The sequence below is a fragment of the Nitrobacter sp. 62-23 genome (assembly GCF_001897285.1).
Taxonomy (GTDB): Bacteria; Pseudomonadota; Alphaproteobacteria; order Rhizobiales; family Xanthobacteraceae; genus Nitrobacter.
This window is the reverse complement of the sequence record NZ_MKSM01000104.1, coordinates 24,491-45,220: the sequence shown is the minus strand read 5'-3', so window position 1 is coordinate 45,220 and position 20,730 is coordinate 24,491. Positions and strand designations below refer to the sequence as shown.

Below are 20,730 nucleotides of genomic sequence, written 5' to 3'. Positions count from 1 at the left end.
GGCTCTAACTGCTCAAACCCTTTTCCTGAGCTTTGGCCTCATTCCATAATGCATCCATCTCGGCGAGAGACGCATCCTCCAACGAGCGGCCCTTCGCGACAAGAGTCTGTTCGATATAAGCGAAGCGCCGCTCGAATTTCGTATTGGCTCCGCGCAGCGCCATTTCAGGATCGGCATCGACATGACGCGCGAGGTTGACCAGCGCGAACATGAGATCGCCGGTCTCGGACGCGATGTCGGATTTGTCGCCGCGATCCAGCGCCGTCTCGATCTCGTCGGCTTCCTCGCGGATCTTGGCGAGCACGGCCCGAGGATCGTTCCAATCGAATCCGACCGTAGAGGCCTTCCACTGCAGGGCCATTGCGCGCGCCAGCGCGGGCTGTCCGGCCTTGATGCCCGCGAGCAGACCCGAGGCCGGCGCTTCGTTCGTCGATTTGCGCGCGGCGCGTTCGGCCTTTTCTTCCGCCTTGATGCGTTCCCATGTTCCCTTGACGTCCGACGGCGCGATGTATCCTGAACTGTCGGGAAATACATGCGGATGCCGCCGGACCATCTTGCGCGTGATCGCTTCGACCACATCGCCGAACGAAAAGGCATTTTGCTCCTCGGCCATGCGCGCGTGAAAGACCACCTGCAACAGCAGATCGCCGAGTTCGTCGCAGAGATCGACCAGATCGTTGCGCGCGATCGCCTCCGCCACCTCATAGGCTTCTTCGATGGTGTAGGGCGCGATGGTCGCGAACGTCTGTTCGAGATCCCACGGGCAGCCGGTGCCGGGCGTTCTCAGTCGCGCCATGATTTCGATCAGGCATGAAATATCGCGGGAAGGGGTCATCATCAAGTCACCGATAGCGAGAAATGTGCATCCTCTATGCCGCAAGCCGCGCCGCCGTCCCAGCAAAAAGCAGGCGACCGGCCGCGCAACCCCCGCTGATTGGCGCGTAAAGGCGAGGGGTGTTATTGGCTTTCGCCATGACCGATCAACCAGCCTCCCGCACCGCGCTGGTGCTGTTCTCCGGAGGGCAGGACTCCGCGACTTGTCTTGCCTGGGCACTGCAACGCTTTGCGCGGGTCGAGACGCTGGGTTTCGACTACGGCCAGCGCCACGTCATCGAACTCCAATGCCGGGACAACCTGCTCGCTGGCATGAGATCGCTGCGTCCGGACTGGACCGGGAAGCTCGGCGAAAACCATACGCTTGCCATTCCGACGCTCGCGGAGATTTCCGATACCGCGCTGACCCGCAACGTCGCGATCGAAATGGGCGAGGGCGGACTGCCCAATACATTCGTGCCAGGCCGCAATCTCGTATTCCTGACCTTCGCGGCGGCGCTGGCCTATCGGCGCGGCATATCACACATTGTCGGTGGCATGTGTGAGACCGACTATTCCGGCTACCCGGATTGCCGCGACGATACCATCAAGGCGCTGCAAGCCGCGCTCAATCTCGGGATGGCCAGACAGTTCGAACTGCACACGCCCTTGATGAGGCTCGACAAGGCCGCGACCTGGTCGCTTGCGCATGAACTCGGCGAGGCGGGGCTGGTCGATCTGATCCGCGAGCGCTCGCATACCTGTTATCTCGGCGAACGCGGTGCACGGCATGACTGGGGTTATGGTTGCGGCGAGTGCCCGGCGTGCCGGCTGCGCGCAAAAGGTTGGCGCGAGTATGCAGCGCGGACGGCTTGATGGAACTCTCCAGGCGCAGACAGCGGCGGCATATATGGTCCGCGCAGCCGCCAGTCCGCCTCCTCGCGAAACCTCCGGATGTGTTATAGTGTTGCAGTCGACTCGCCATTCGCGGGCGTGTTAGACACACATCGCTGGCTTGGGACGAAGTAGGCCATTGACCCTCACCACCTCCCACGATCAAACCGTTCGCCCGTGCGTCTCGCGCAGCAGGATCGCGGTCGTGTTTCTGATTGTGGCTTATTTGTTGTCTGGCGCGCTGCATCAATGCCTCGACATCGACGTGACCGCTCCCGAAGGCCGGATCGTCGTCTCGATGACGCCGGACCCTACGGACACCGGTGGCCCCGAAATCGTCCCGGAACACCATTGTCATGGCTGTTTTCCGGTTTCGCTGCCGAACCCTCCGTCGCTTTCCATGACGATCGAACCTCAGATCGCCGCGATGCCGAAAGTGCTTTCTCGCGCCTCCGATCTTGTTCCGGGCATCGACACTCCGCCACCAAAACGCCTGACCTGAACGTGTTCGCGGGCGTATTGACGCCCTGATTCCGCCGTTCGTCAGGATCTTCCATGCTATCGAAAACCGTCGCGCGTCTCGCGGGGACGATGGCGCTGCTGGTCAGCCCTTGGCTGATGGCGACGTCGCATTCGCAAACGCTCACCTTGAAGACCGCGCTTCAGCGCGCGCTCGCCGCCAATCCGCGCCTGACCGCCGCCGAGCGCGATGTCGGAATCGCAACCGGCCAGCGCATCCAGGCCGGTGCGTTGATCAATCCCGAACTGTCCTATGAGCAGGACAATTCGTTCGGCTCCGGGCGCTATCGTGGGACGAAATCGGCGGAGACCACGCTGCAGATTAGCCAGCTCTTCGAGCTTTTCGGCAAGCGCGACGCGCGAATTGCCGTCGGGCAGGCCGGCGTCGAGGCCGCCGCCATCCAGCGCAAGGCGGTGCGTCTCGAAGTTCTGTCGGAGACGGCTGTCGCCTTTCTGGGCGTCCTCGGCGCGCAGCGCAGGGTCCGGATACTGGACGAGCAGATCGCCGCGATCGACAAGTTGTCCCCGTTGCTGCACCGGCGTGTGGACGCCGGAGCATCATCACCTGCTGAAATCGGCCGGGCTGAAGTCGCGTCCGCATTGGTGAAGGCGGATCGCGAGCGGGTGAGTTCGACGCTCGCCAGCGCCCGGCGCGAACTGGCGGTGCTGATGGGCGACGCCACGGCGAAGTTTTCAGTCGTTTCCGGTCGGCTCGACGATCTGGGGCGGCCACCCTCTTTTCAGGCCGTTGTCGCCGCGATCGATTCAAATCCGCAACTGATGCGCTGGACCGCGGTTTACGCGCAGCGCAACGCCGAACTGCTGCTGGCGAGGTTGAAGCCCTATCCGGACGTTCGCGTCGGCGCCGGCTGGCGTCATTATAACGAGACCGGCGACGACGCTGTCAGGCTGTCGCTGTCCGTTCCCATTCCGGTGTTTGACCAGAACCAGGGCAACATCCTGTCCGCTCGGGAAAGCCTCGCGAAAACGAGGGCGGAGCGCGAAGCCAATCGCAACACGCTGATCGTGCTCGCTGGCCGCGCCTACGATTCGTTGCAGGGATCGTTGCGCGAGTTGAAAGTGTTGCGCGACGTGGCGATTCCGAAATCGAGCCAGGCAGCCGACGCCATCTTCGAGGGATACGGGCAGGGGCGCTTCACGCTGCTCGAAGTGCTCGATGCGCAGGCAAGCGTCGCTCAGGCGCGCCTGCGCGAACAGGAGGCCCAGCAGAATTTTCACGTCGCCGTCGCAACGATCGAGGGTCTCGTCGGTCATCCGCTGGTGCTGACGCGGGGGACTGCGAGATGAAGACATCCACGATTATCTTTGTGGCCGCTGCGATCGTTGCGGGTTTCTCTCTCGCAGGCGTCGGATACCGCATGAAGGACCCTGCGAAGCCAAACGCGCCAGCATCGCAGACGAGCCACCACGAGGAGAAGCACGCAAGCGGACACATCGAGCAGGACGAACACGGAGCGGACCGCATTCTGATCAGCGACGTCAAGCTCGCGGCGGCCGGTGCGGTTCTCGCCAAGGCGGGCGCGGCGACGCTCAGCGATACGCTGTCCTTCAACGGCGTGTTGCGCGCCAACCAGGAGGCAGTGGTTCAGGTGACGCCGCGTTTTCCGGGCATCGTTCGCTCGATCAGCAAACGGATCGGCGACACGGTGGCCAAGAACGACCATCTCGCATCGATCGAAAGCAACCAGAGCCTTACCGTCTACGACCTGAAGGCGCCGATCAGCGGCACCGTGATCGACCGGCAGATCTCGCTCGGCGAGTACGCCTCGGAACAGAAGCCCTCCTTCGTCGTCGCCGACCTGTCGACGATCTGGGTCGACCTGTCAATATATCGGCAGGATCTCAATCGCGTCCGGACCGGCGACGAAGTGCTGATTGACCCTGACGACGGCGGCGCGGACATCAAGGGTCATATCTCCTACGTCGCGCCGGTCGGATCGAGCGACACGCAGACGGCGATCGCCCGGATCGTTCTCGCAAACGCGGACGGCCGCCTGCGTCCGGGCCTGTTCGTCACCGCGCGGCTCGTGCTGGCAAAGCGCAACGTGCCGGTTGCCGTGCGCGCGGGAGCGATACAGACGCTGGATAACAAGACGGTCGTTTTTGTCCGCGAAGGCGGCGACAAGATCGAAGCCCGCCCTGTCGCGCTCGGAGAATCCGATGCGAGGTTCGTGGAGATCCGTGCGGGGCTTTCGGCGGGGGAACCCTATGTCGCCGAGAACAGCTTCGTCGTGAAGGCAGAGATGGGCAAGGGAGAGGCCGAGCATGATTGATGCGGTCCTCGCCTTTTCGATCCGCCGGCGCTGGCTGGTGATCCTGTTTGCGCTGGGGATCGCGGTCCTCGGAGGCTGGAATTTCACCCGGCTGCCGATCGATGCGGTGCCTGACATCACGAACGTCCAGGTGCAGATCAATACCCGTGCGCCGGGTTACTCTCCGCTGGAAACCGAACAGCGCATCACGTTTCCGGTCGAGACGGCGATGGCCGGTCTCCCCAGGCTTGAATACACGCGATCGAGTTCGCGCTACGGCTTGAGCCAGGTCACGGTCGTCTTTCTCGACGGCACCGACATCTACTTCGCACGCCAGCTTGTCAACGAGCGCATCCAGCAGGTGAGGGATCAGTTGCCGCCGGGAGTGGAGGTCGCGATGGGTCCGGTGTCGACCGGGCTCGGTGAAATTTTCATGTATACCGTTGAGGCCGAGCAGGGCGCGAGGACGCCCGGCGGCGACGAATTCACGGCAAGCGACCTGCGAACGATTCAGGACTGGATCATCAAGCCGCAACTGCGCACCGTCCCCGGCGTGATCGAGATCAACACCATCGGCGGATACGAGCGACAGTTTCACGTGTTGCCGGATCCGGGACGGCTGATGGCCTACAATCTGGGATTCCGCGACGTGATGACGGCTCTCGCCGCCAACAACGCCAACGTCGGCGCGGGCTATATCGAACGCAACGGCGAACAATATCTCGTCCGGACGCCGGGACAGGTCGCCAACATCGCGGAAATTCAGGACATCGTCATCGGATCGCGCGGTGGCATTCCCGTCCGCATCCGCGACGTGGCCGACGTGCGGGAAGGCAAGGACCTGCGGACAGGAGCCGCGACGCTGGACGGCAGCGAGACCGTGCTCGGCACCGCGATGTTGCTGATCGGCGAGAACAGCCGCGCAGTCGCGAAGCAGGTGGCGACCAGGCTCGGCGAGATCGCCCGCTCGCTTCCCGACGGCGTGATCGCGCGCACGGTCTATGATCGGACCGATCTGGTCGATGCGACCATCAGAACCGTGCAGAAGAACCTGATCGAGGGCGCGCTTCTCGTCATCGCGGTGCTGTTTCTCGTTCTCGGCAACATTCGCGCGGCCATCGTGACGGCGTGCGTGATTCCTCTCGCCATGCTTTTCACGGTGACCGGCATGGTCGAGGCGAGAGTCAGCGCAAACCTGATGAGTCTCGGCGCCATCGATTTCGGCATTATCGTCGACGGCGCGGTGATCATCGTTGAGAATTGCCTGCGGCTTCTTGCCGAGGAGCAGCGCAGGGCGGGGCGGCTTCTGTCGCTCAGCGAACGCCTGCGGACGATTTTCAACGGATCCCGCGAGGTGATCAAACCCAGCCTGTTTGGCACCACGATCATCGCGGTCGTGTACCTGCCGGTACTGACGCTCACCGGCGTCGAAGGCAAGATGTTCACGCCGATGGCGCTCACCGTGCTGATGGCGTTGCTGGGTGCTGCGATCTTCTCCGTGACTTTCGTTCCTGCGGCCGTTGCGATTGTGATGACCGGCAAGGTCTCCGGGAAGGAGAGCCTCTTCATGCGCGGGGCGAAGCGAGGCTACCTGCCGCTGCTGAAAGGCGCGATCCGGTATCGGCGCCTGGTGGTGTCCGCGGCCGTCGTTATCGTGCTGGCAAGTGGCGTCGCCGCGACGCGCATGGGTGGCGAATTCATTCCCTCGCTCGACGAGGGTGACGTCGCCATCGCCGCGATCCGGATACCGGGAACCAGCCTGACCCAGTCGCTCGATCTCCAGATGGCGCTGGAGAAGCGGATCAAAAAAATCCCGGAAGTGAAGGACGTCTTCACGCGGACCGGCACCGCGGAGGTCGCCACCGATGCGATGCCGCCATCGATGTCCGACGGTTACGTCATGCTGAAGCCGCGCGAGGAATGGCCGGACCCCTTGAAGCCAAAATCCGAACTCGTGGAGGAAATCGAAAAGGCTGCGAACGAGATTCCCGGCAGCGCATATGAAATCTCGCAGCCGATCGAGTTGCGCGTCAACGAACTGATCTCCGGCGTGCGCAGCGACGTCGGTATCAAGATCTTCGGCGACGATCTGGACATTCTCCAGGGCGCGGCGAAGCAGGTGCAGTCAGCGATCTCAACCATTCGCGGCGCGACCGACGTCAAGATCGAGCAGGTGTCCGGACTTCCGATTTTGACGGTGAAGCTGGATCGACAGGCCCTGTCGCGCTACGGCCTCAGCACTGCCGAGGTCCAGAACATCGTCGAGATTGCGATCGGCGGCAAAAGAGTCGGCAAGCTGTTCGAGGGCGACCGGCGCTTCGATATCGTGGTCCGCCTCCCCGAAAATCTTCGGGGCCGCCTGGAGTCGATCCGCGCCATCTCGATTCCGCTGCCTCCCGTCGAAAACGCAACGGCCGCGGAGAAGACGAACGTTGCATGGTCGGCATCGTCCGCGCTTCAGATGCGTTACGTGCCGCTGTCATCGGTGGCGACCGTCGAGGTCACGCCCGGTCCAAACCAGATCAGCCGTGAAAACGGCAAGCGTCGCATCGTCGTGACCGCCAACGTTCGCGAACGGGACCTCGGATCGTTCGTGGCCGACGCGCAGCGGGCGGTCGCGGAGAAAGTCAAGCTGCCGCCGGGCTATTGGATCGGCTGGGGAGGGCAGTTCGAGCAACTCGTTTCGGCTGCCAAACGCCTGACCATTGTGGTGCCGGTTGCGCTGGCGCTCGTGCTGTTGCTGTTGTTCATGAGCTTCGGATCGCTCGCCGACGCGCTGCTGGTGTTCAGCGGCGTGCCGCTGGCCCTCACCGGCGGCGTTCTGGCGCTGCTGCTGCGCGGCATTCCGCTGTCCATCAGCGCCGGCGTCGGTTTCATCGCGTTGTCGGGCGTTGCAGTCCTGAACGGCATCGTGATCATCGCCTTCATCGAACGGCGGCGGCGTGAGGGAATGCCGGTGTTCGACGCCGTGTCCCAGGGGGCGTTGACCCGGCTGCGGCCGGTCCTGATGACGGCGCTGGTGGCATCCCTCGGATTCGTCCCAATGGCGATTGCGACCGGCGCCGGCGCGGAGGTGCAGCGGCCCTTGGCCACCGTCGTGATCGGCGGCATTGTCTCGTCGACCATCCTGACGCTGCTGGTGCTGCCGGCGCTGTATATTCTGTTCCGCAAGGACTCCGGGCCGGCTCCGGCGCATGATCCGTTCGCTGCCACGCCGTCGTCGGGGGCTGCAGGATAGACAGACGAGCCGGATCTGGAAGCGCGGACCAGACATGTTCGCTCGCGGAAGGGTCCAACGGGGAAGTCAAATGGATCCATCCGCGCCGGGCCATCAGGTCAGAGACGCCGTCTCTGATTCGCATAAGGTATATTATGGAATGTTTTTTATATCAGAAATCGCAAAGGCTTGGCGGCGTTTCCGTAAGCTCGGCTGAGATCGACATCTTTATTGAACCCAGGATTGACCTCGGAATAATCCTGCAAGGAGATCGTGACCTAGTTGGTCCCGGTGGGAATTTGCGCGAAGTGCTTGACGCGGTGACCGCGGAGTGATGACCAGACGTGGCGCTTCGTATCGTGGACTTGCTGGACCAGCAATAGACGTCAGGGAGACGGTTCAGATGGGCTTTTCGCGTCGTACAGTGCTGAAAGCGTCGGCTGCGGCGACGGTTGCCCTAAGCGGTGTCGGTGCGCCGTTCGTGGCGCGCGCGCAGAAAGCCGAGTTTTCCTACAAATTCGCCAACAACCTGCCCGAGTCGCATCCGCTGAACGTCCGCGCCAAGGAAATGTCGGCCGCGATCAAAACCGAGACCGACGGGCGCGTCGATGTGCAGATTTTTTCCAGCAATCAGCTCGGTTCCGATACCGACTCGCTCAGCCAGATCCGTTCCGGCGGCGTTGAGTTTTTCACCATGTCGGGCCTGATCCTGTCCGGACTGGTTCCGGCGGCATCGATCAACGGCATCGGCTTTGCGTTTCCGGATTACGCGACGGTTTGGAAAGCCATGGATGGCGAACTCGGCGCATACGTTCGTAGCGAGATCACCAGGTCCAATCTCGTGGTGATGGACAAGATCTGGGACAACGGATTCCGGCAGACCACATCATCGACCAGGCCGATCAACGGACCGGGCGACTTCAAGGGATTCAAGATACGCGTGCCGGTATCGCCGCTCTGGACGTCGATGTTCAAGGCGTTCGACGCCTCTCCTACCTCGATCAACTTCAACGAGGTTTATTCGGCCTTGCAGACGAAGGTCGTCGAAGGTCAGGAAAATCCGCTGGCGCTCATTGCGGCCGCCAAGCTGTATGAGGTGCAAAAATACTGCTCGCTGACGAATCATATGTGGGACGGCTTCTGGTTCCTGGCTAACCGTCGCGCCTGGGAGGCGCTTCCGGCCGACATCCGCGAAATCGTCGCGAGGAACATCAACGCGGCGGCGGTCAAGGAACGTGAGGATATCGAGAAGCTGAATGCGACGGTCCAGGCCGAGCTCACCGCCAAGGGATTGATCTTCAATCAGCCCGAACTCACCCCGTTCCGCGACAAGCTGCATTCCGCCGGTTTCTATTCCGAATGGAAGGGCAAATACGGCGATCAGGCGTGGTCGTTGCTGGAGAAGTCGGTCGGCAGGCTCGCATAAAAGCCGGCCCTCGGACGCCAGGAGATCAAGATGGCTCACGCCGAAGGTACGGGAGGCGCGACGGCTGACGTGGAAACGCCGGATACCCCGCGCCGGCATCCGCTCGGGGCATCGCTCGACGCCTGTCTCGGCTATCTCGTCGAAGTGCCGGCAGCCGCGCTCGTCGCCGCGGAAATCGTAGTGCTGTTCGCGGGCGTGGTTTCCCGCTACCTGCTGCACCGGCCGCTCATCTGGTCCGATGAACTGGCATCCGTCCTGTTCCTGTGGCTGGCGATGCTGGGTGCGGTCGCGGCGTTCCGCCGCGGCGAGCACATGCGCATGACCGCGCTGGTCGCGCAGTCTCGTCCCGCGCAACGCGCCTTTCTCGACGCAGTCGCGGTTTGCGCGGCCCTCGCCTTCCTGATCCTGATAGTCCGGCCGTCGTGGGACTATGCCTATGACGAAAGCTTCATCACCACGCCGGCGTTGCAGATTTCCAACGCGTGGCGCACCGCGGCGCTGCCGGTGGGCGTTGGCCTGATGGCCGTCTTCGCGCTGCTGCGGCTGGTGCGCACCGGCAACATGCGGACCCTGCTCGGCGCGGTCGCGACCGTCGTCGTCGTGATTTCCGCATTCTGGCTGATGCAGCCGTGGCTGCTGCCGCTGGGTAACCTGAACCTCCTGATCTTTTTCGTCGGCGTGGCTGGAGTCTGCGTGTTCGCAGGCGTGCCGATCGCCTTCGGATTCGGTCTTGCGACCTACGGATACCTGGCGCTGACGACGCGAACGCCTTTAACTGTGCTGGTCGGACGGATGGACGAGGGCATGAGCCACCTCATCCTGCTCGCCGTTCCGCTGTTCGTTTTCCTCGGCCTGCTGATCGAAATGACCGGGATGGCGCGCGCCATGGTGGCGTTCCTTGCCAGCCTGCTCGGCCATGTTCGCGGCGGCCTGCATTATGTGCTGGTCGGCGCGATGTATCTGGTGTCAGGCATTTCCGGGGCCAAGGCGGCGGACATGGCGGCCGTGGCTCCCGTGCTGTTTCCGGAGATGAAGAAGCGCGGAGCCGAACCGGGTGACCTCGTCGCCCTGCTCGCTGCCACCGGCGCCCAGACCGAAACCATTCCGCCGAGTCTGGTGTTGATCACGATCGGCTCGGTGACCGGTGTATCGATCGCGGCGCTGTTCACCGGCGGATTGCTTCCCGGCGCCGTGCTGGCGATCACGTTGTCGGCGCTGGTGTGGTGGCGGCACCGTGGCGACGACCTGAGCCACATCAAAAAGGCCGGGGCCGGCGAGATCGTCCGGACGTTCGTCGTTGCCCTGCCCGCGCTGGCGCTGCCGTTCGTGATCCGCGCCGCCGTTGTCGAAGGAATCGCGACCGCGACGGAGGTGTCGACCATCGGTATCGTCTATGCCGTTCTCGCAGGCCTGTTGCTCTATCGTCGGTTCGACTGGCGTAGGTTGCTGCCGATGCTGATTGAAACCGCCGCTTTATCGGGGGCGATCCTGCTTATCATCGGAGCGGCGACCGCGATGGCCTGGGGGCTGACACAGTCGGGCTTTTCCCGGTCTCTGGCGGCCACGATGGCCGGCCTGCCCGGTGGCGGCGGCGCCTTCCTCGCCGTCTCGATCGCGGCCTTCGCCGTTCTCGGCAGCGTGCTCGAAGGTATTCCGGCCGTCGTGCTGTTCGGTCCGCTGCTGTTCCCCATCGCCAGAGCCGTCGGGATTCACGAGGTTCACTATGCGATGGTCGTCATTCTGGCCATGGGCATGGGCCTGTTCGCTCCGCCCTTCGGCGTAGGCTATTATGCCGCCTGCGCCATCGGCCGCGTCGATCCTGCCGACGGGATCAGGCCGATCTGGGGGTACATGCTGGCACTGTTGATCGGCTTGATCGCCGTGGCCGCGTTTCCATGGATTTCGATTGGATTTCTGGAATAAAGACCAGAGAGTTGGTCGGTCTTCCGTCTCTATTTTCTGATATAGGTGGAGCGGAAAATAAAGAATCCTTCGCAAAATATTGAAGGGTAAAAGATATGATCGAAAATCAATACAATGTTGGTCTGGACAAGAACGCCGCCAACTTCGTGCCGCTGACGCCACTGAGCTTCCTTGAGCGGAGCGCGGCTGTGTATCCCGGCCTGACGAGTACTGTCTACGAGGGGCGCACCTTCACCTGGGCTGAGACCTTTACCCGCTGCCGACGCTTTGCATCATATCTCGCGGGGCGCGGAATCGGGCGCGGCGATACCGTGGCGGTGATGCTGCCGAACGTCCCGGCGATGAACGAGGTCCATTTCGCCGTGCCGATGACCGGCGCCATACTCAACCCGCTCAACATCCGCCTTGAGGCGGCCTCCCTCGCCTTCATGCTGGACCATGGCGGCGCAAAGGTCGTTCTGGTCGATCCGGAGTTCTCCGCCGTGATCGCCGCGGCGCTGGCGCTGATGACCGGCCCCAAACCCTTCGTCATCGACGTGGATGACGCGGCCTTTACCGGCGGCGAGCGCATCGGCGAAATCGAATATGAGGCGGCCGTCGCCGCCGGGGATCCGGATTTCATCGCCGTGCCGCCGCTGGACGAGTGGGACGCAATCGCGCTGAGCTACACCTCCGGCACCACGGGCAATCCGAAGGGCGTGGTCACGCACCATCGCGGCGCATACATCAATGCTATCAGCAATATTCTGGCCGGCGGGCTGGGGCAGCATCCGTCCTATCTCTGGACCCTGCCCATGTTCCACTGCAACGGCTGGTGCTTCACCTGGAGCGTTGCGGCGGCGGCGGGCGTAAACGTCTGCTTGCGCAAGGTCGATCCCGTCAGGATTTTCGAGCTTATCCCGAAGCACGGCGTCACCCACATGTGCGGCGCGCCGATCGTCTACAACACCTTGATCAACGCACCCGGCGCGCCCAAGGGCAAAGCCGCCCGGCCGATCATCGGGCTGATCGCCGGCGCAGCGCCCCCGGTCGCCGTGCTGGAGGGCGCGGAAAGCATCGGCATCAAGCTCACTCATGTCTACGGACTGACGGAGACCTACGGTCCCGCTGCGGTCTGCGCCGAACAGCCGGGTTGGGACGACCTCCCCGCCGACCAGCGCGCCCAACTCAAGCGACGGCAGGGCGTGTCTTATCCGCTCGAGGAAGCCATCACCGTCATTGACCCGGAGACGATGCGCGAGGTGCCGCGCGACGGCGAGACCGTCGGCGAGGTCATGTTCCGCGGCAACATCGTGATGAAGGGTTACCTCAAGAACGAGAAGGCGACGAAAGAAGCCTTCGCCGGCGGATGGTTTCATACCGGCGATCTCGGAGTGCTCGATGAGAACGGCTATGTCATCATCAAGGATCGCTCCAAGGACATCATCATTTCCGGCGGCGAAAACGTCTCCTCGCTTGAGGTCGAGGACGTCCTGTACAAGCACCCTGCCGTGCTGTTCGCCGCCGTGGTCGCCAAACCGGACGCCAAGTGGGGCGAGGTGCCTTGCGCCTTCATCGAACTGAAAGACGGCGCGCACGCGACCGAGGCAGATATCATCGGCTTTTGCCGCGAGCGCATACCGGGATTCAAGACGCCGAAGGCCGTGGTGTTCGGGACGATCCCGAAGACATCGACGGGAAAGATCCAGAAGTTCCTGCTGAGGAGTCAGGTCAATTCGGCGAAGGCGATCTCGGCTTAAGCTATTTCTTGCCCTGCTATTCGAGCGTCGAGATGAGGCTGGGGTCGCCGATCTGAAGCCGCATCCCGTCATAGGCCGGCACGACATTTTCCGGCAACTCGTGGCGCAGCACCTCGTAGTCCAGATCGGCGTGCATGTTGGTGATGACGGCGCGCTTGGGCTTGAAGCGGTCGATCCACGACAGTGCGTCCGCGATGCTGAAATGGCTGGGGTGCTGCGCGTATCGCAGTCCGTCGATGATCCACAGATCGAGGCCTTGCAGCGCCTGCCAGCTTTCATGCGGAATGTCGTGCGCGTCGGGCGTATAGGCAGCGTTGCCGATCCGGTAACCGAGCGCCGGAATGTTGCCGTGCTGTACGTGAAAGGCCAACAGCGTGAGGGTGCCGCCCTTGCCATCGATCGCCTGGCTTTCGCCCGCCTCGATGGAGAGGCTGTCCAGGATTGGCGGATAGCCGCTGCCCTCGGGCGACACGAAACAGTAAGAGAAGCGCGCCAGAATTTCCTTGGATGTCGATTGATTGAGATACACCGGAATCCGCTGGCCCTGATGCAGCACGATGGAGCGCAGGTCGTCGATTCCGTGTGTCTGGTCGGCGTGTTCGTGCGTGAGAAACACCGCATCGATGTGATCGACGTTGACGTCGATCAACTGCTCCCGCAGGTCCGGCGACGTATCGATCAGGACACGCGTTGTCCCCTGCTCCGATGCGCGTTCCACCAACAGCGAGCAGCGGCGGCGGCGGTTTCTCGGATTGGTGGGATCGCAGGCGCCCCAGCCCAGCGCAGGACGCGGTACGCCGGCCGACGATCCGCACCCGAGAATGGTTAGCGTCACCGTCATGCGATTACCTCCCCGCGCGGCACTTTGGAGAACAGCCGGAAGAAATTTTCCGTGGTCTGCCGTGACATCTCTTCGAGCGAAACGCCGCGCACATCGGCCAGCACCTTGGCCGTCTCCACGACATAGGAGGGTTCGTTGCGCTTGCCGCGAAACTTGCCGGGTGCAAGATATGGCGCATCGGTCTCGACCAGAATGCGATCCTCGGGCAACTCGGCAGCGAGCGCGCGCAACGCATCGGATTTCTTGAACGTCAGGATTCCGGTGAAGCCGATGTACAATCCAAGCGCAACAGCCTTCATCGCGAGTTCGCGGCCGCCAGTATAGCAATGCAGCACGCCGCGAAACGGTCCCTTCGCCATTTCGTCATCGAGAATGCGTCCGCAATCCTCATCCGCCTCGCGGGTGTGAATCACCAGCGGCAGACCGGTGGCGCGGGCGGCGGCGATGTGAGCACGGAATCCCCGCGCCTGCGCCTCGGGTGAGCCGTTTTCGTAGAAATAATCGAGCCCCGCCTCCCCTAGCGCCACGACCTTCGAATGCTGCGTCTGCGCGGCGAGTTCGTCCGGCGTGATGCCGTCCTCTTCGTTGGCGTGATGCGGATGCGTGCCGACCGAACAGTAGACATTCGAAAATCGCTCCGCGATCGCAAGCAGCCTCTCCTGTTCCCTCACGCGAGTGGAGATCGTCACCATGCGCCCCACCCCTGCCGCTTCTGCGCGCGCGACGACAGCGTCGAGCTCATCGGCGAAATCAGGAAAATCGAGATGGCAATGACTATCGACAAGCATCTGGTTTGCGGTCAGGTCAAGGACGGTTCGACATAGCGCGGAAACACGGGGACCGGCGGCGGTAATGTCGTGCCCGGCTTGATGCGGACGTGGCCGCCGAGCAGCGCAAAATTTCGTTCATCCGCGGGAATGCCGAGAATGTCGAGCATCCTGGCGGATGCGGCCGGCATCGCGGGCTGCGCGAGGATCGCGATCTGGCGCACCACCTCGGCGGTGACATAGAGTACCGTCTTCTGCCGCGCCGGATCGGTCTTGGCCAGCACCCAGGGCGCCTCGCCGGCGAAATAGCGGTTGGCCTCGGCGACGACAGCCCAGATCGCGTTGAGCGCCTGATGAATCTGCTGCGTGCTCATCGCTTCTCGCGCGAGCGCGATCATGCCGTCGGCCTGCGCAAGGATCGCCTTGTCGGCGTCGCTGAAATCTCCGGGCTCGGGCAGCACGCCGTCGTGCTGCTTGGCGATCATCGACAAGGAGCGCTGGGCAAGATTGCCGAAGTCGTTGGCGAGGTCGGCATTGATGCGCGCCACGATCGCCTCGTGGTTATAGCTGCCGTCCTGCCCGAACGGCACTTCGCGCAGGAAGAAGTAGCGCATCTGATCGACGCCGTATTGTGCGGCGAGGTTGAAGGGATCGACGACGTTGCCGACCGACTTCGACATCTTCTCTCCGCGATTGAACAGAAAGCCGTGCGCATAGACACGCTTCTGCAACGGAATGCCCGCCGACATCAGGAAGGCAGGCCAGTACACAGCATGAAAGCGGATGATGTCCTTGCCGATGATATGAACGTCGGCAGGCCAGTAGCGCCAGTTCCTGTCGCTCTCGTCCGGAAAGCCGACGCCGGTGATGTAGTTCGTCAGCGCGTCGACCCAGACATACATGACGTGCTCGGGATCGTCCGGCACCTTGATGCCCCAATCGAAGGTCGTGCGCGAGATCGAGAGATCCTTCAGCCCACCCTTCACGAAACTGACGACTTCGTTGCGGCGGGAATCCGGGCCTATGAAATCCGGCTGGCTTTCGTACAGCGCGAGCAGCCTGTCCTGATAGGACGACAGCTTGAAAAAATAGCTCTTTTCCTCCACCCACTCGACCGGCGTGCCCTGCGGGCCGCGCCGCACGTTGTCTTCGCCGACGACGGTCTCGTCCTCGGCGTAATAGGCTTCGTCGCGCACAGAGTACCAGCCAGCGTAGTTCGACAGATAGATGTCGCCGTTCGCCGCCATGCGCTTCCAGATTTCCTGCACCGAGCGATGATGCGCGGATTCCGAGGTGCGAATGAACCGATCGAACGAGATGTTCAGGGTCTCGTCGAGCTTGCGCAGCAATTCGGCGTTCCGTGTGGCGAGTTCGAGAGCTGATATGTTTTCACGCTGCGCGGTCTGCACCATCTTCTGGCCGTGCTCATCGGTGCCGGTCAGAAAAAAGACGTCCTTGCCATCGAGCCTCTGGAAACGCGCCAGCGCGTCCGTGGCGATGGCCTCATATGCGTGACCGATATGCGGCGCGCCGTTCGGATACACGATGGCTGTCGTGATGTAGAACGTATTGGCGCTCGACGGCGGCGCGCTTGAAGATGCCGGAGTCGCAGCCGGATCAGACGGGACCGTTGGTGCGGGTTTTACGGCCCTCGCCGGACGCTTCGTCACCGGCCGTTTTGCCGCAAACTTTTTTGTCACGGACTTTTTCGTCACAGATTGTTTTGGAGTTCCCTTTTTCGCCGCCGTTTTTCGGGGGGCTTTTGTCGTCGACCGCTTTTTGGCTGTTTTCTTGGCCTTTCGCTTGACCGTTTTTTTTACAATCTTCTTTGCGGCTTTCTTGGCCTTCTTCGGCGCGCGCGCTTTCGTCGTTGCCTTCGCGCTCGTCTTTCCGCGTTTGCTGATCTTGCGAGCGCCGGCCTTTTTGCTGCGCGCTTTGGCGGCAACGACGCGGCGCTGTTTGCGCGGCTTCACGCGGGATTTTTTTGCCGTTTTCTTTTTAGCGGGAGCCACCACAAATTCCTTATGAGTTTCAGGCGGGGTTTTGAAAAACGATCGTGAGCGGAGCGTTATTATCGCGTTGCTTCTGCCAGAAGCCCGAACACCGAGAAAACCAGCGGTTTCCGCTCGAGATTGTAGGTCTCCGTCTCGCGCGCGGCGTTGTTGATCTTTTCCCATACCTCCGCGAGCCGTGCAAGACGAGGAAGATCGGCGTTCGCATCGCCGACACGAAGGCGTTCGCCGATCCAGCGGTCGACACTGTCGACGAAGGCGCCGAGCGCGGCTCGATCGCTGCCGCCGAGCGCGTCGCCCAGCATGTGCAGTTCGCGCGGGTCGACCTGGGGAAGGCTATCCAGCAGCACCGTCGTCCGCTGGTGGAGCTTCAGCGCTCCGCCCCCCATCAGCGCCAGCGCCCGCGCCACGCTTCCCTCCGCTGCGTCGGCGGCTTCCCGCAACGATGCATCGTCGGGCGCGAGCCGCCCTGCTTCGGCCGCCGCACGAATCACATCGGCGGTCGCCAGCGGCCGCAGCATCAGCTTGCGACAGCGCGACTGGATTGTCGGCAGCAGCCGCGCCGGCGCGTGACTGATCAGAAAGAACAGCGACCGCCGCGGCGGCTCCTCGAGCACCTTGAGCAGCGCATTGGCGGCATTGGGATTGAGTTCGTCGACGGTATCGACAATGCACACCCGCCAGCCGCCGATGGCCGCGGTCGAACCGAAAAAGGCGATCGTTTCCCGCGTCTGCTCCACGCTGATGACTGTGCGCAACACGCCCTTGTCGTTGGGCATCCGCTCCAATGTCAGGAGTCCGCCATGCGTGTCGGCCGCGACATGCCGGGCAACCGGATGCGTCGGGTCAAGTTCGAGCGTCTGCGCCGATTGCACGTCGGACAGCGCGGGATCGCCGTGCGCAAGCACGAATCGCGCCATCCGGTAGGCCAGCGTCGCCTTGCCGATCCCCGGCGCGCCTCCGATCAGCCATGCGTGCGGAATACGACCGCCACGATAGGCGTCGAGCAACGTTCGCTCCGCCTCGCCATGGCCGAAAAATGCGGTCGTTTCGCGGGGATGCTTGACCGATATCTCCGCGGCCGTGGAGCGGGCGATCATGTGCGTGTGACTTCCTTGACGGGGTCCGCAGTCAGCACGCGATCGCGCAGCGCTGTCCATACGGACGCGGCGACGGTTGCGACGTCGGCATTGGCATCGATCACCACGCAGCGTTGCGGGTCGCTGGCGGCGATGTCCCGATAAGCGTCGCGAAGTTGCCGGTGAAACGCAATGTCCTCGGCCTCGAAGCGATCCGGTGCAAAACTGCCGCGGCGCGCGGCGGCGCGCTGCATTCCGATCTCCACCGGGATGTCGAGAATCACGGTCAGGTCAGGCTTGAGATCGCCGATCGTGACCCTCTCCATCGCGTTCAGCACGCCAGGCAGCACATTCCCCAGCCGTCCCTGATAGGCGCGCGTCGAATCCGCAAACCGATCGCAGAGCACCCAGATGCCCTGCTCCAGCGCCGGCTTGACGACAGTATGAACATGATCGTCGCGTGCGGCCGCAAACAGCAAGGTTTCGGCATCGGCGCCGAGCAGCTTTCCCATGCCGGACAATACGAGGTGACGAATGATTTCGGCGCCCGGCGAGCCCCCGGGTTCCCGCGTGACGATGGTGCGCAGCTTCGCAGCGTTCAGGCGTTCGGCGAGGATCTTGATCTGCGTCGATTTGCCCGACCCCTCGCCGCCTTCGAAGGTGATGAAGCGCCCGCGCTCCGGGCCCGCATTGGCCGCGGCCGCGATCATCAGAGTTTCTCGGCGCCCGAGCGCACCATCCCGATGACAAGCTCGATCGCGCCGTCCATGGCGCGGCGCATCGTCGAGCCGACGCCCACGGCGTTCGTGGCATGAACCGGCGTTTCGACTGCGACTTCCTTGCCGCGCCATATTTTGATCAGTCCGATGGACTGCCCCGGCGCAACCGGCGCGTGGACCGGTCCGTCATAGACGATGCGCGCGAGCAGTTTGTCGTTGCCGTTCTTCTGGACCATGACCTGGACCGGCTCTGATGCCGCGACCCCGACCGAGCCGCTGTCGCCCCCGAACACCTTGGCGTAGCCAATCGGCTGTTCCGCCGCGAACAGGGTCCGGACTTCGAAATTCCGAAACCCCCATTCCAGCAATTTCTTCGCCGCGGACGCGCGGTCATCAGCGCTCCCAAGGCCGTTCACCACCACGATCAGCCGCGTGCCGTTCTGAACGGCCGAGCCGACCATGCCGTAGCCACCCTCCTTGGTATAGCCGGTCTTGAATCCGTCCGCTCCCTCCATCGCGGTCAAAAGCGGATTGCGGTTGAACTGGCGGATCTTGTTCCAGGTGAATTCGCGTTCACCGAACAGCTTATAGAATTCCGGGTACGTCAGGATGATGTGGCGCGCCAGAACCGCAAGCTCGCGAACCGACATCTTGTTGCCGGGATCCGGAAGGCCGTTGGAATTGGCGAAGGTCGAGCGGGTCATGCCCAGTTCCCGCGCCCGCGCCGTCATCTTTTCCGCGAAGACGCTCTCATTATTGGCGATGCCCTCCGCCAGCGCCATGCAGGAGTCGTTGCCGCTTTGGATGATCGCGCCGTGCAGGAGATCATCGACCGAGACACGGCTGTTGATCGCCGCGAACATGGTCGATCCTCCGGAGGGCGCCCCGCCTTTGCGCCAGGTATTCTCGCTGATGAGGAACTCGTCGGTGAGCTTGATCTGGCCTTTCTTGATGGCGTCGAACACCACCTCCACCGTCATCAGCTTCATCATGCTGGACGGCGCCCGCAGTTCGTCGGCGTTCTTTTCGAACAGTACGCTGCCGCTGTTGGCTTCGATCAGAATTGCGGTCGGGGCGCCGGTCTCGAAGCCCTCTTCCTTCCTGGCGCCCTGCACGCTGTTGTTGGCAGCAAGCGCAACGTTCCCAATCCCGATCGCGAGGGTGACGAGGGCGGCCATCAGACCGCACCGTATGAATCCCCGGCTTCCGGCTGGCGTGGAAAGTCTGGCTCTCATGCACCGTGTTCCGAATTAGAGCGTTCTGGAGCGGTTCACGTTTCCCCTCATCCGGCACCCTGGCGCGTCGAAGACTTACGGTGCCGACTCTTCCCAAGGGCGTAAGGGCGTATACGCCCGTCCTCGACCGGTTGGGAGAGGCAAAGAGGAGCACTCTCACCTGATAATGGCGGATTCTAACAGTTGGGGCTATCGCGAACAACACGAGGCGCCCGCGTCAGCGAATCCGACCGGAACATCGATACGGCCGATCGGTTGCAGGTGAGCTGCGCTCAGTAGAGTCCGCGGCCCGAGAGCAGTTCGCTCGGCCCGCGCGGATCGACCGGCGCGTAGGCGGAGACCGGGCGGACATCCTTCGCCACATCGTCGCCGCTGGCGTCGTAGGAGACCGCCCGCGGATTATCCCGCGCCTGCGGGTGTGACCGGGCGCGGCCGGACGCCGACATTTCGGACGTCGCGTTGATCGAGGCAACGTCCATCGAGGTATGTCCGAGCGTATAAGGCCGCCCGTCCGGCGTGGGAACGTCGCCGCTGATCGCGCGTCCGGACGACGCGAGTTCAGGCACGAACGGCCGCGCCGATGCGATCCTGACCGTGGATGGCGAGGGAGCCGGTTCGCCGGTCCGCAAGGTCGCCATCAATTGCCTGTCATCCGAACCTTCGAGCGGCGCCCGTCCGACATATTCGACCTTCACCCGCGCGATGCCGTTTCGTTTGAACTCCAGCAATTCCGCGGCTTTGTTCGAGACGTCGATCACCCGGTTGCCATGATACGGTCCGCGGTCGTTGACGCGAACGACGAGGGATTTGCCATTGCCGAGGTTGGTCACTCGCGCGTAACACGGCAAAGGCAGCGTCGGATGCGCGGCGGACAGCGAGGTCATGTCAAAAACTTCGCCGTTGGCAGTCAGGCGGCCGTGGAAATCATCGCCGTACCAGGAAGCGAGCCCTTCGGCGCGGTAACGGGTGTTTTCCTCCGGAACGTAGACACGCCCGGCAACGGTGTAAGGCTTGCCGACCCGATATGTGCCGCCGCCTTTCGGCACCGGTTCGCCGAAGGCGACGACCCGCGGACTGCTCGAAACTCCGTATTTAGGATCGATCCGGCTCAATTTGCCCGATGAACTACAGTTGGCCAGCATCAGGCACGCGCCTGCGGCTGCTATAGCGCACGCAGCACGTCCGATTCGATCTGAAACTGGTTTCCCCATCCGTCCCCGAGACCCGTTCCCCGACGCGATACCACGCATCCACGCGCCGGTCGGCATGATCC

The 20,730-nt window shown here is 62.9% G+C and carries 17 protein-coding genes; 9 read left to right on the top strand and 8 right to left on the bottom strand.

Annotated features, from left to right (window positions below; translation table 11 throughout):
• Positions 1–4: 4 nt before the first annotated feature.
• Positions 5–835 carry a nucleoside triphosphate pyrophosphohydrolase gene (gene mazG / locus BGO16_RS10710; protein WP_292618722.1) on the bottom strand — a complete coding sequence of 277 codons (831 nt, stop codon included), beginning with the start codon at positions 833–835 and terminating at the stop codon, positions 5–7.
• 137 nt (positions 836–972) lie between these two features.
• Between mazG and queC the strand changes: the two genes are divergently transcribed.
• The 8 genes from queC to BGO16_RS10670 all read left to right on the top strand — a co-directional run bounded on the left by queC (position 973) and on the right by BGO16_RS10670 (position 12,804).
• Entirely contained in the window at positions 973–1,689 is a 717-nt protein-coding gene (queC, locus tag BGO16_RS10705) for a 7-cyano-7-deazaguanine synthase QueC (RefSeq protein WP_292618677.1), read from the top strand.
• A 223-nt stretch (positions 1,690–1,912) separates the two neighbouring features.
• Complete coding sequence (locus BGO16_RS10700; protein ID WP_292618676.1) at positions 1,913–2,209, top strand: hypothetical protein; 297 nt, start codon at positions 1,913–1,915, stop codon at positions 2,207–2,209.
• Positions 2,210–2,262: 53 nt separating this feature from the next.
• Positions 2,263–3,534 carry a divalent metal ion exporter subunit IhpA gene (ihpA, locus tag BGO16_RS10695; RefSeq protein WP_292618675.1) on the top strand — a complete coding sequence of 424 codons (1,272 nt, stop codon included), beginning with the start codon at positions 2,263–2,265 and terminating at the stop codon, positions 3,532–3,534.
• Entirely contained in the window at positions 3,531–4,520 is a 990-nt protein-coding gene (gene ihpB, locus BGO16_RS10690; protein WP_292618674.1) for a divalent metal ion exporter adaptor subunit IhpB, read from the top strand. The genes ihpA and ihpB overlap by 4 nt, the downstream gene beginning before the upstream one ends.
• A complete protein-coding gene (locus tag BGO16_RS10685; protein ID WP_292618673.1) occupies positions 4,513–7,737 on the top strand; it encodes a CusA/CzcA family heavy metal efflux RND transporter in 3,225 nt (1,074 codons plus the stop codon). Before ihpB ends, BGO16_RS10685 begins: the two co-directional genes overlap by 8 nt.
• Positions 7,738–8,119: 382 nt before the next feature.
• Entirely contained in the window at positions 8,120–9,142 is a 1,023-nt protein-coding gene (locus BGO16_RS10680) for a TRAP transporter substrate-binding protein (protein ID WP_292618672.1), read from the top strand.
• Between the two features lie 30 nt (positions 9,143–9,172).
• A complete protein-coding gene (locus BGO16_RS10675; RefSeq protein WP_292618671.1) occupies positions 9,173–11,065 on the top strand; it encodes a TRAP transporter large permease subunit in 1,893 nt (630 codons plus the stop codon).
• Positions 11,066–11,160: 95 nt separating this feature from the next.
• Positions 11,161–12,804 (top strand): acyl-CoA synthetase, encoded by a 1,644-nt coding sequence (locus tag BGO16_RS10670; protein WP_292618670.1) that lies wholly within the window; start codon positions 11,161–11,163, stop codon positions 12,802–12,804.
• 16 nt (positions 12,805–12,820) lie between these two features.
• Here the strand turns inward: BGO16_RS10670 and BGO16_RS10665 are convergent, their stop codons facing one another.
• From BGO16_RS10665 to metG, 3 genes are read right to left on the bottom strand one after another with little or no spacing between them, the layout of a single operon-like run.
• Complete coding sequence (locus tag BGO16_RS10665) at positions 12,821–13,645, bottom strand: MBL fold metallo-hydrolase (protein WP_292618669.1); 825 nt, start codon at positions 13,643–13,645, stop codon at positions 12,821–12,823.
• A complete protein-coding gene (locus BGO16_RS10660; protein WP_292618668.1) occupies positions 13,642–14,433 on the bottom strand; it encodes a TatD family hydrolase in 792 nt (263 codons plus the stop codon). The genes BGO16_RS10665 and BGO16_RS10660 overlap by 4 nt, the downstream gene beginning before the upstream one ends.
• A gap of 11 nt (positions 14,434–14,444) precedes the next feature.
• Positions 14,445–16,082, bottom strand: a complete 1,638-nt coding sequence (gene metG, locus BGO16_RS10655) for a methionine--tRNA ligase (protein WP_292618721.1) — start codon at positions 16,080–16,082, stop codon at positions 14,445–14,447.
• Here metG and BGO16_RS10650 point away from each other — a divergent pair.
• Positions 15,982–16,440, top strand: coding sequence for a hypothetical protein (locus tag BGO16_RS10650; protein ID WP_292618724.1), 459 nt, complete (start codon positions 15,982–15,984; stop codon positions 16,438–16,440). The two genes, metG and BGO16_RS10650, sit on opposite strands and share 101 nt — an antisense overlap.
• Positions 16,441–16,483: 43 nt before the next feature.
• Here the strand turns inward: BGO16_RS10650 and BGO16_RS10645 are convergent, their stop codons facing one another.
• From BGO16_RS10645 to BGO16_RS10630, 4 genes are all read right to left on the bottom strand, one after another.
• Positions 16,484–17,524: a DNA polymerase III subunit delta' gene (locus BGO16_RS10645; RefSeq protein ID WP_292618667.1), complete on the bottom strand. Its 1,041-nt coding sequence runs from the start codon at positions 17,522–17,524 to the stop codon at positions 16,484–16,486.
• The gene (gene tmk, locus BGO16_RS10640) at positions 17,521–18,213 is read right to left on the bottom strand and encodes a dTMP kinase (RefSeq protein WP_292618666.1); all 693 of its coding nucleotides are present in this window, start codon (positions 18,211–18,213) and stop codon (positions 17,521–17,523) included. The genes BGO16_RS10645 and tmk overlap by 4 nt, the downstream gene beginning before the upstream one ends.
• Entirely contained in the window at positions 18,213–19,400 is a 1,188-nt protein-coding gene (locus BGO16_RS10635; protein ID WP_292618665.1) for a D-alanyl-D-alanine carboxypeptidase family protein, read from the bottom strand. Before BGO16_RS10635 ends, tmk begins: the two co-directional genes overlap by 1 nt.
• A gap of 329 nt (positions 19,401–19,729) precedes the next feature.
• The gene (locus BGO16_RS10630) at positions 19,730–20,668 is read right to left on the bottom strand and encodes a septal ring lytic transglycosylase RlpA family protein (RefSeq protein WP_292618664.1); all 939 of its coding nucleotides are present in this window, start codon (positions 20,666–20,668) and stop codon (positions 19,730–19,732) included.
• Positions 20,669–20,730: the final 62 nt, after the last annotated feature.

Coding starts and splice junctions, on each gene's coding strand:
- mazG (WP_292618722.1), bottom strand. CDS start 835: ATGACCCCTTCCCGCGATATTTCATGCCTGATCGAAATCATGGCGCGA.
- queC (WP_292618677.1), top strand. CDS start 973: ATGACCGATCAACCAGCCTCCCGCACCGCGCTGGTGCTGTTCTCCGGA.
- ihpA (WP_292618675.1), top strand. CDS start 2,263: ATGCTATCGAAAACCGTCGCGCGTCTCGCGGGGACGATGGCGCTGCTG.
- ihpB (WP_292618674.1), top strand. CDS start 3,531: ATGAAGACATCCACGATTATCTTTGTGGCCGCTGCGATCGTTGCGGGT.
- BGO16_RS10685 (WP_292618673.1), top strand. CDS start 4,513: ATGATTGATGCGGTCCTCGCCTTTTCGATCCGCCGGCGCTGGCTGGTG.
- BGO16_RS10680 (WP_292618672.1), top strand. CDS start 8,120: ATGGGCTTTTCGCGTCGTACAGTGCTGAAAGCGTCGGCTGCGGCGACG.
- BGO16_RS10675 (WP_292618671.1), top strand. CDS start 9,173: ATGGCTCACGCCGAAGGTACGGGAGGCGCGACGGCTGACGTGGAAACG.
- BGO16_RS10670 (WP_292618670.1), top strand. CDS start 11,161: ATGATCGAAAATCAATACAATGTTGGTCTGGACAAGAACGCCGCCAAC.
- BGO16_RS10665 (WP_292618669.1), bottom strand. CDS start 13,645: ATGACGGTGACGCTAACCATTCTCGGGTGCGGATCGTCGGCCGGCGTA.
- BGO16_RS10660 (WP_292618668.1), bottom strand. CDS start 14,433: ATGCTTGTCGATAGTCATTGCCATCTCGATTTTCCTGATTTCGCCGAT.
- BGO16_RS10645 (WP_292618667.1), bottom strand. CDS start 17,524: ATGATCGCCCGCTCCACGGCCGCGGAGATATCGGTCAAGCATCCCCGC.
- tmk (WP_292618666.1), bottom strand. CDS start 18,213: ATGATCGCGGCCGCGGCCAATGCGGGCCCGGAGCGCGGGCGCTTCATC.
- BGO16_RS10635 (WP_292618665.1), bottom strand. CDS start 19,400: ATGGCCGCCCTCGTCACCCTCGCGATCGGGATTGGGAACGTTGCGCTT.
- BGO16_RS10630 (WP_292618664.1), bottom strand. CDS start 20,668: ATGGGGAAACCAGTTTCAGATCGAATCGGACGTGCTGCGTGCGCTATA.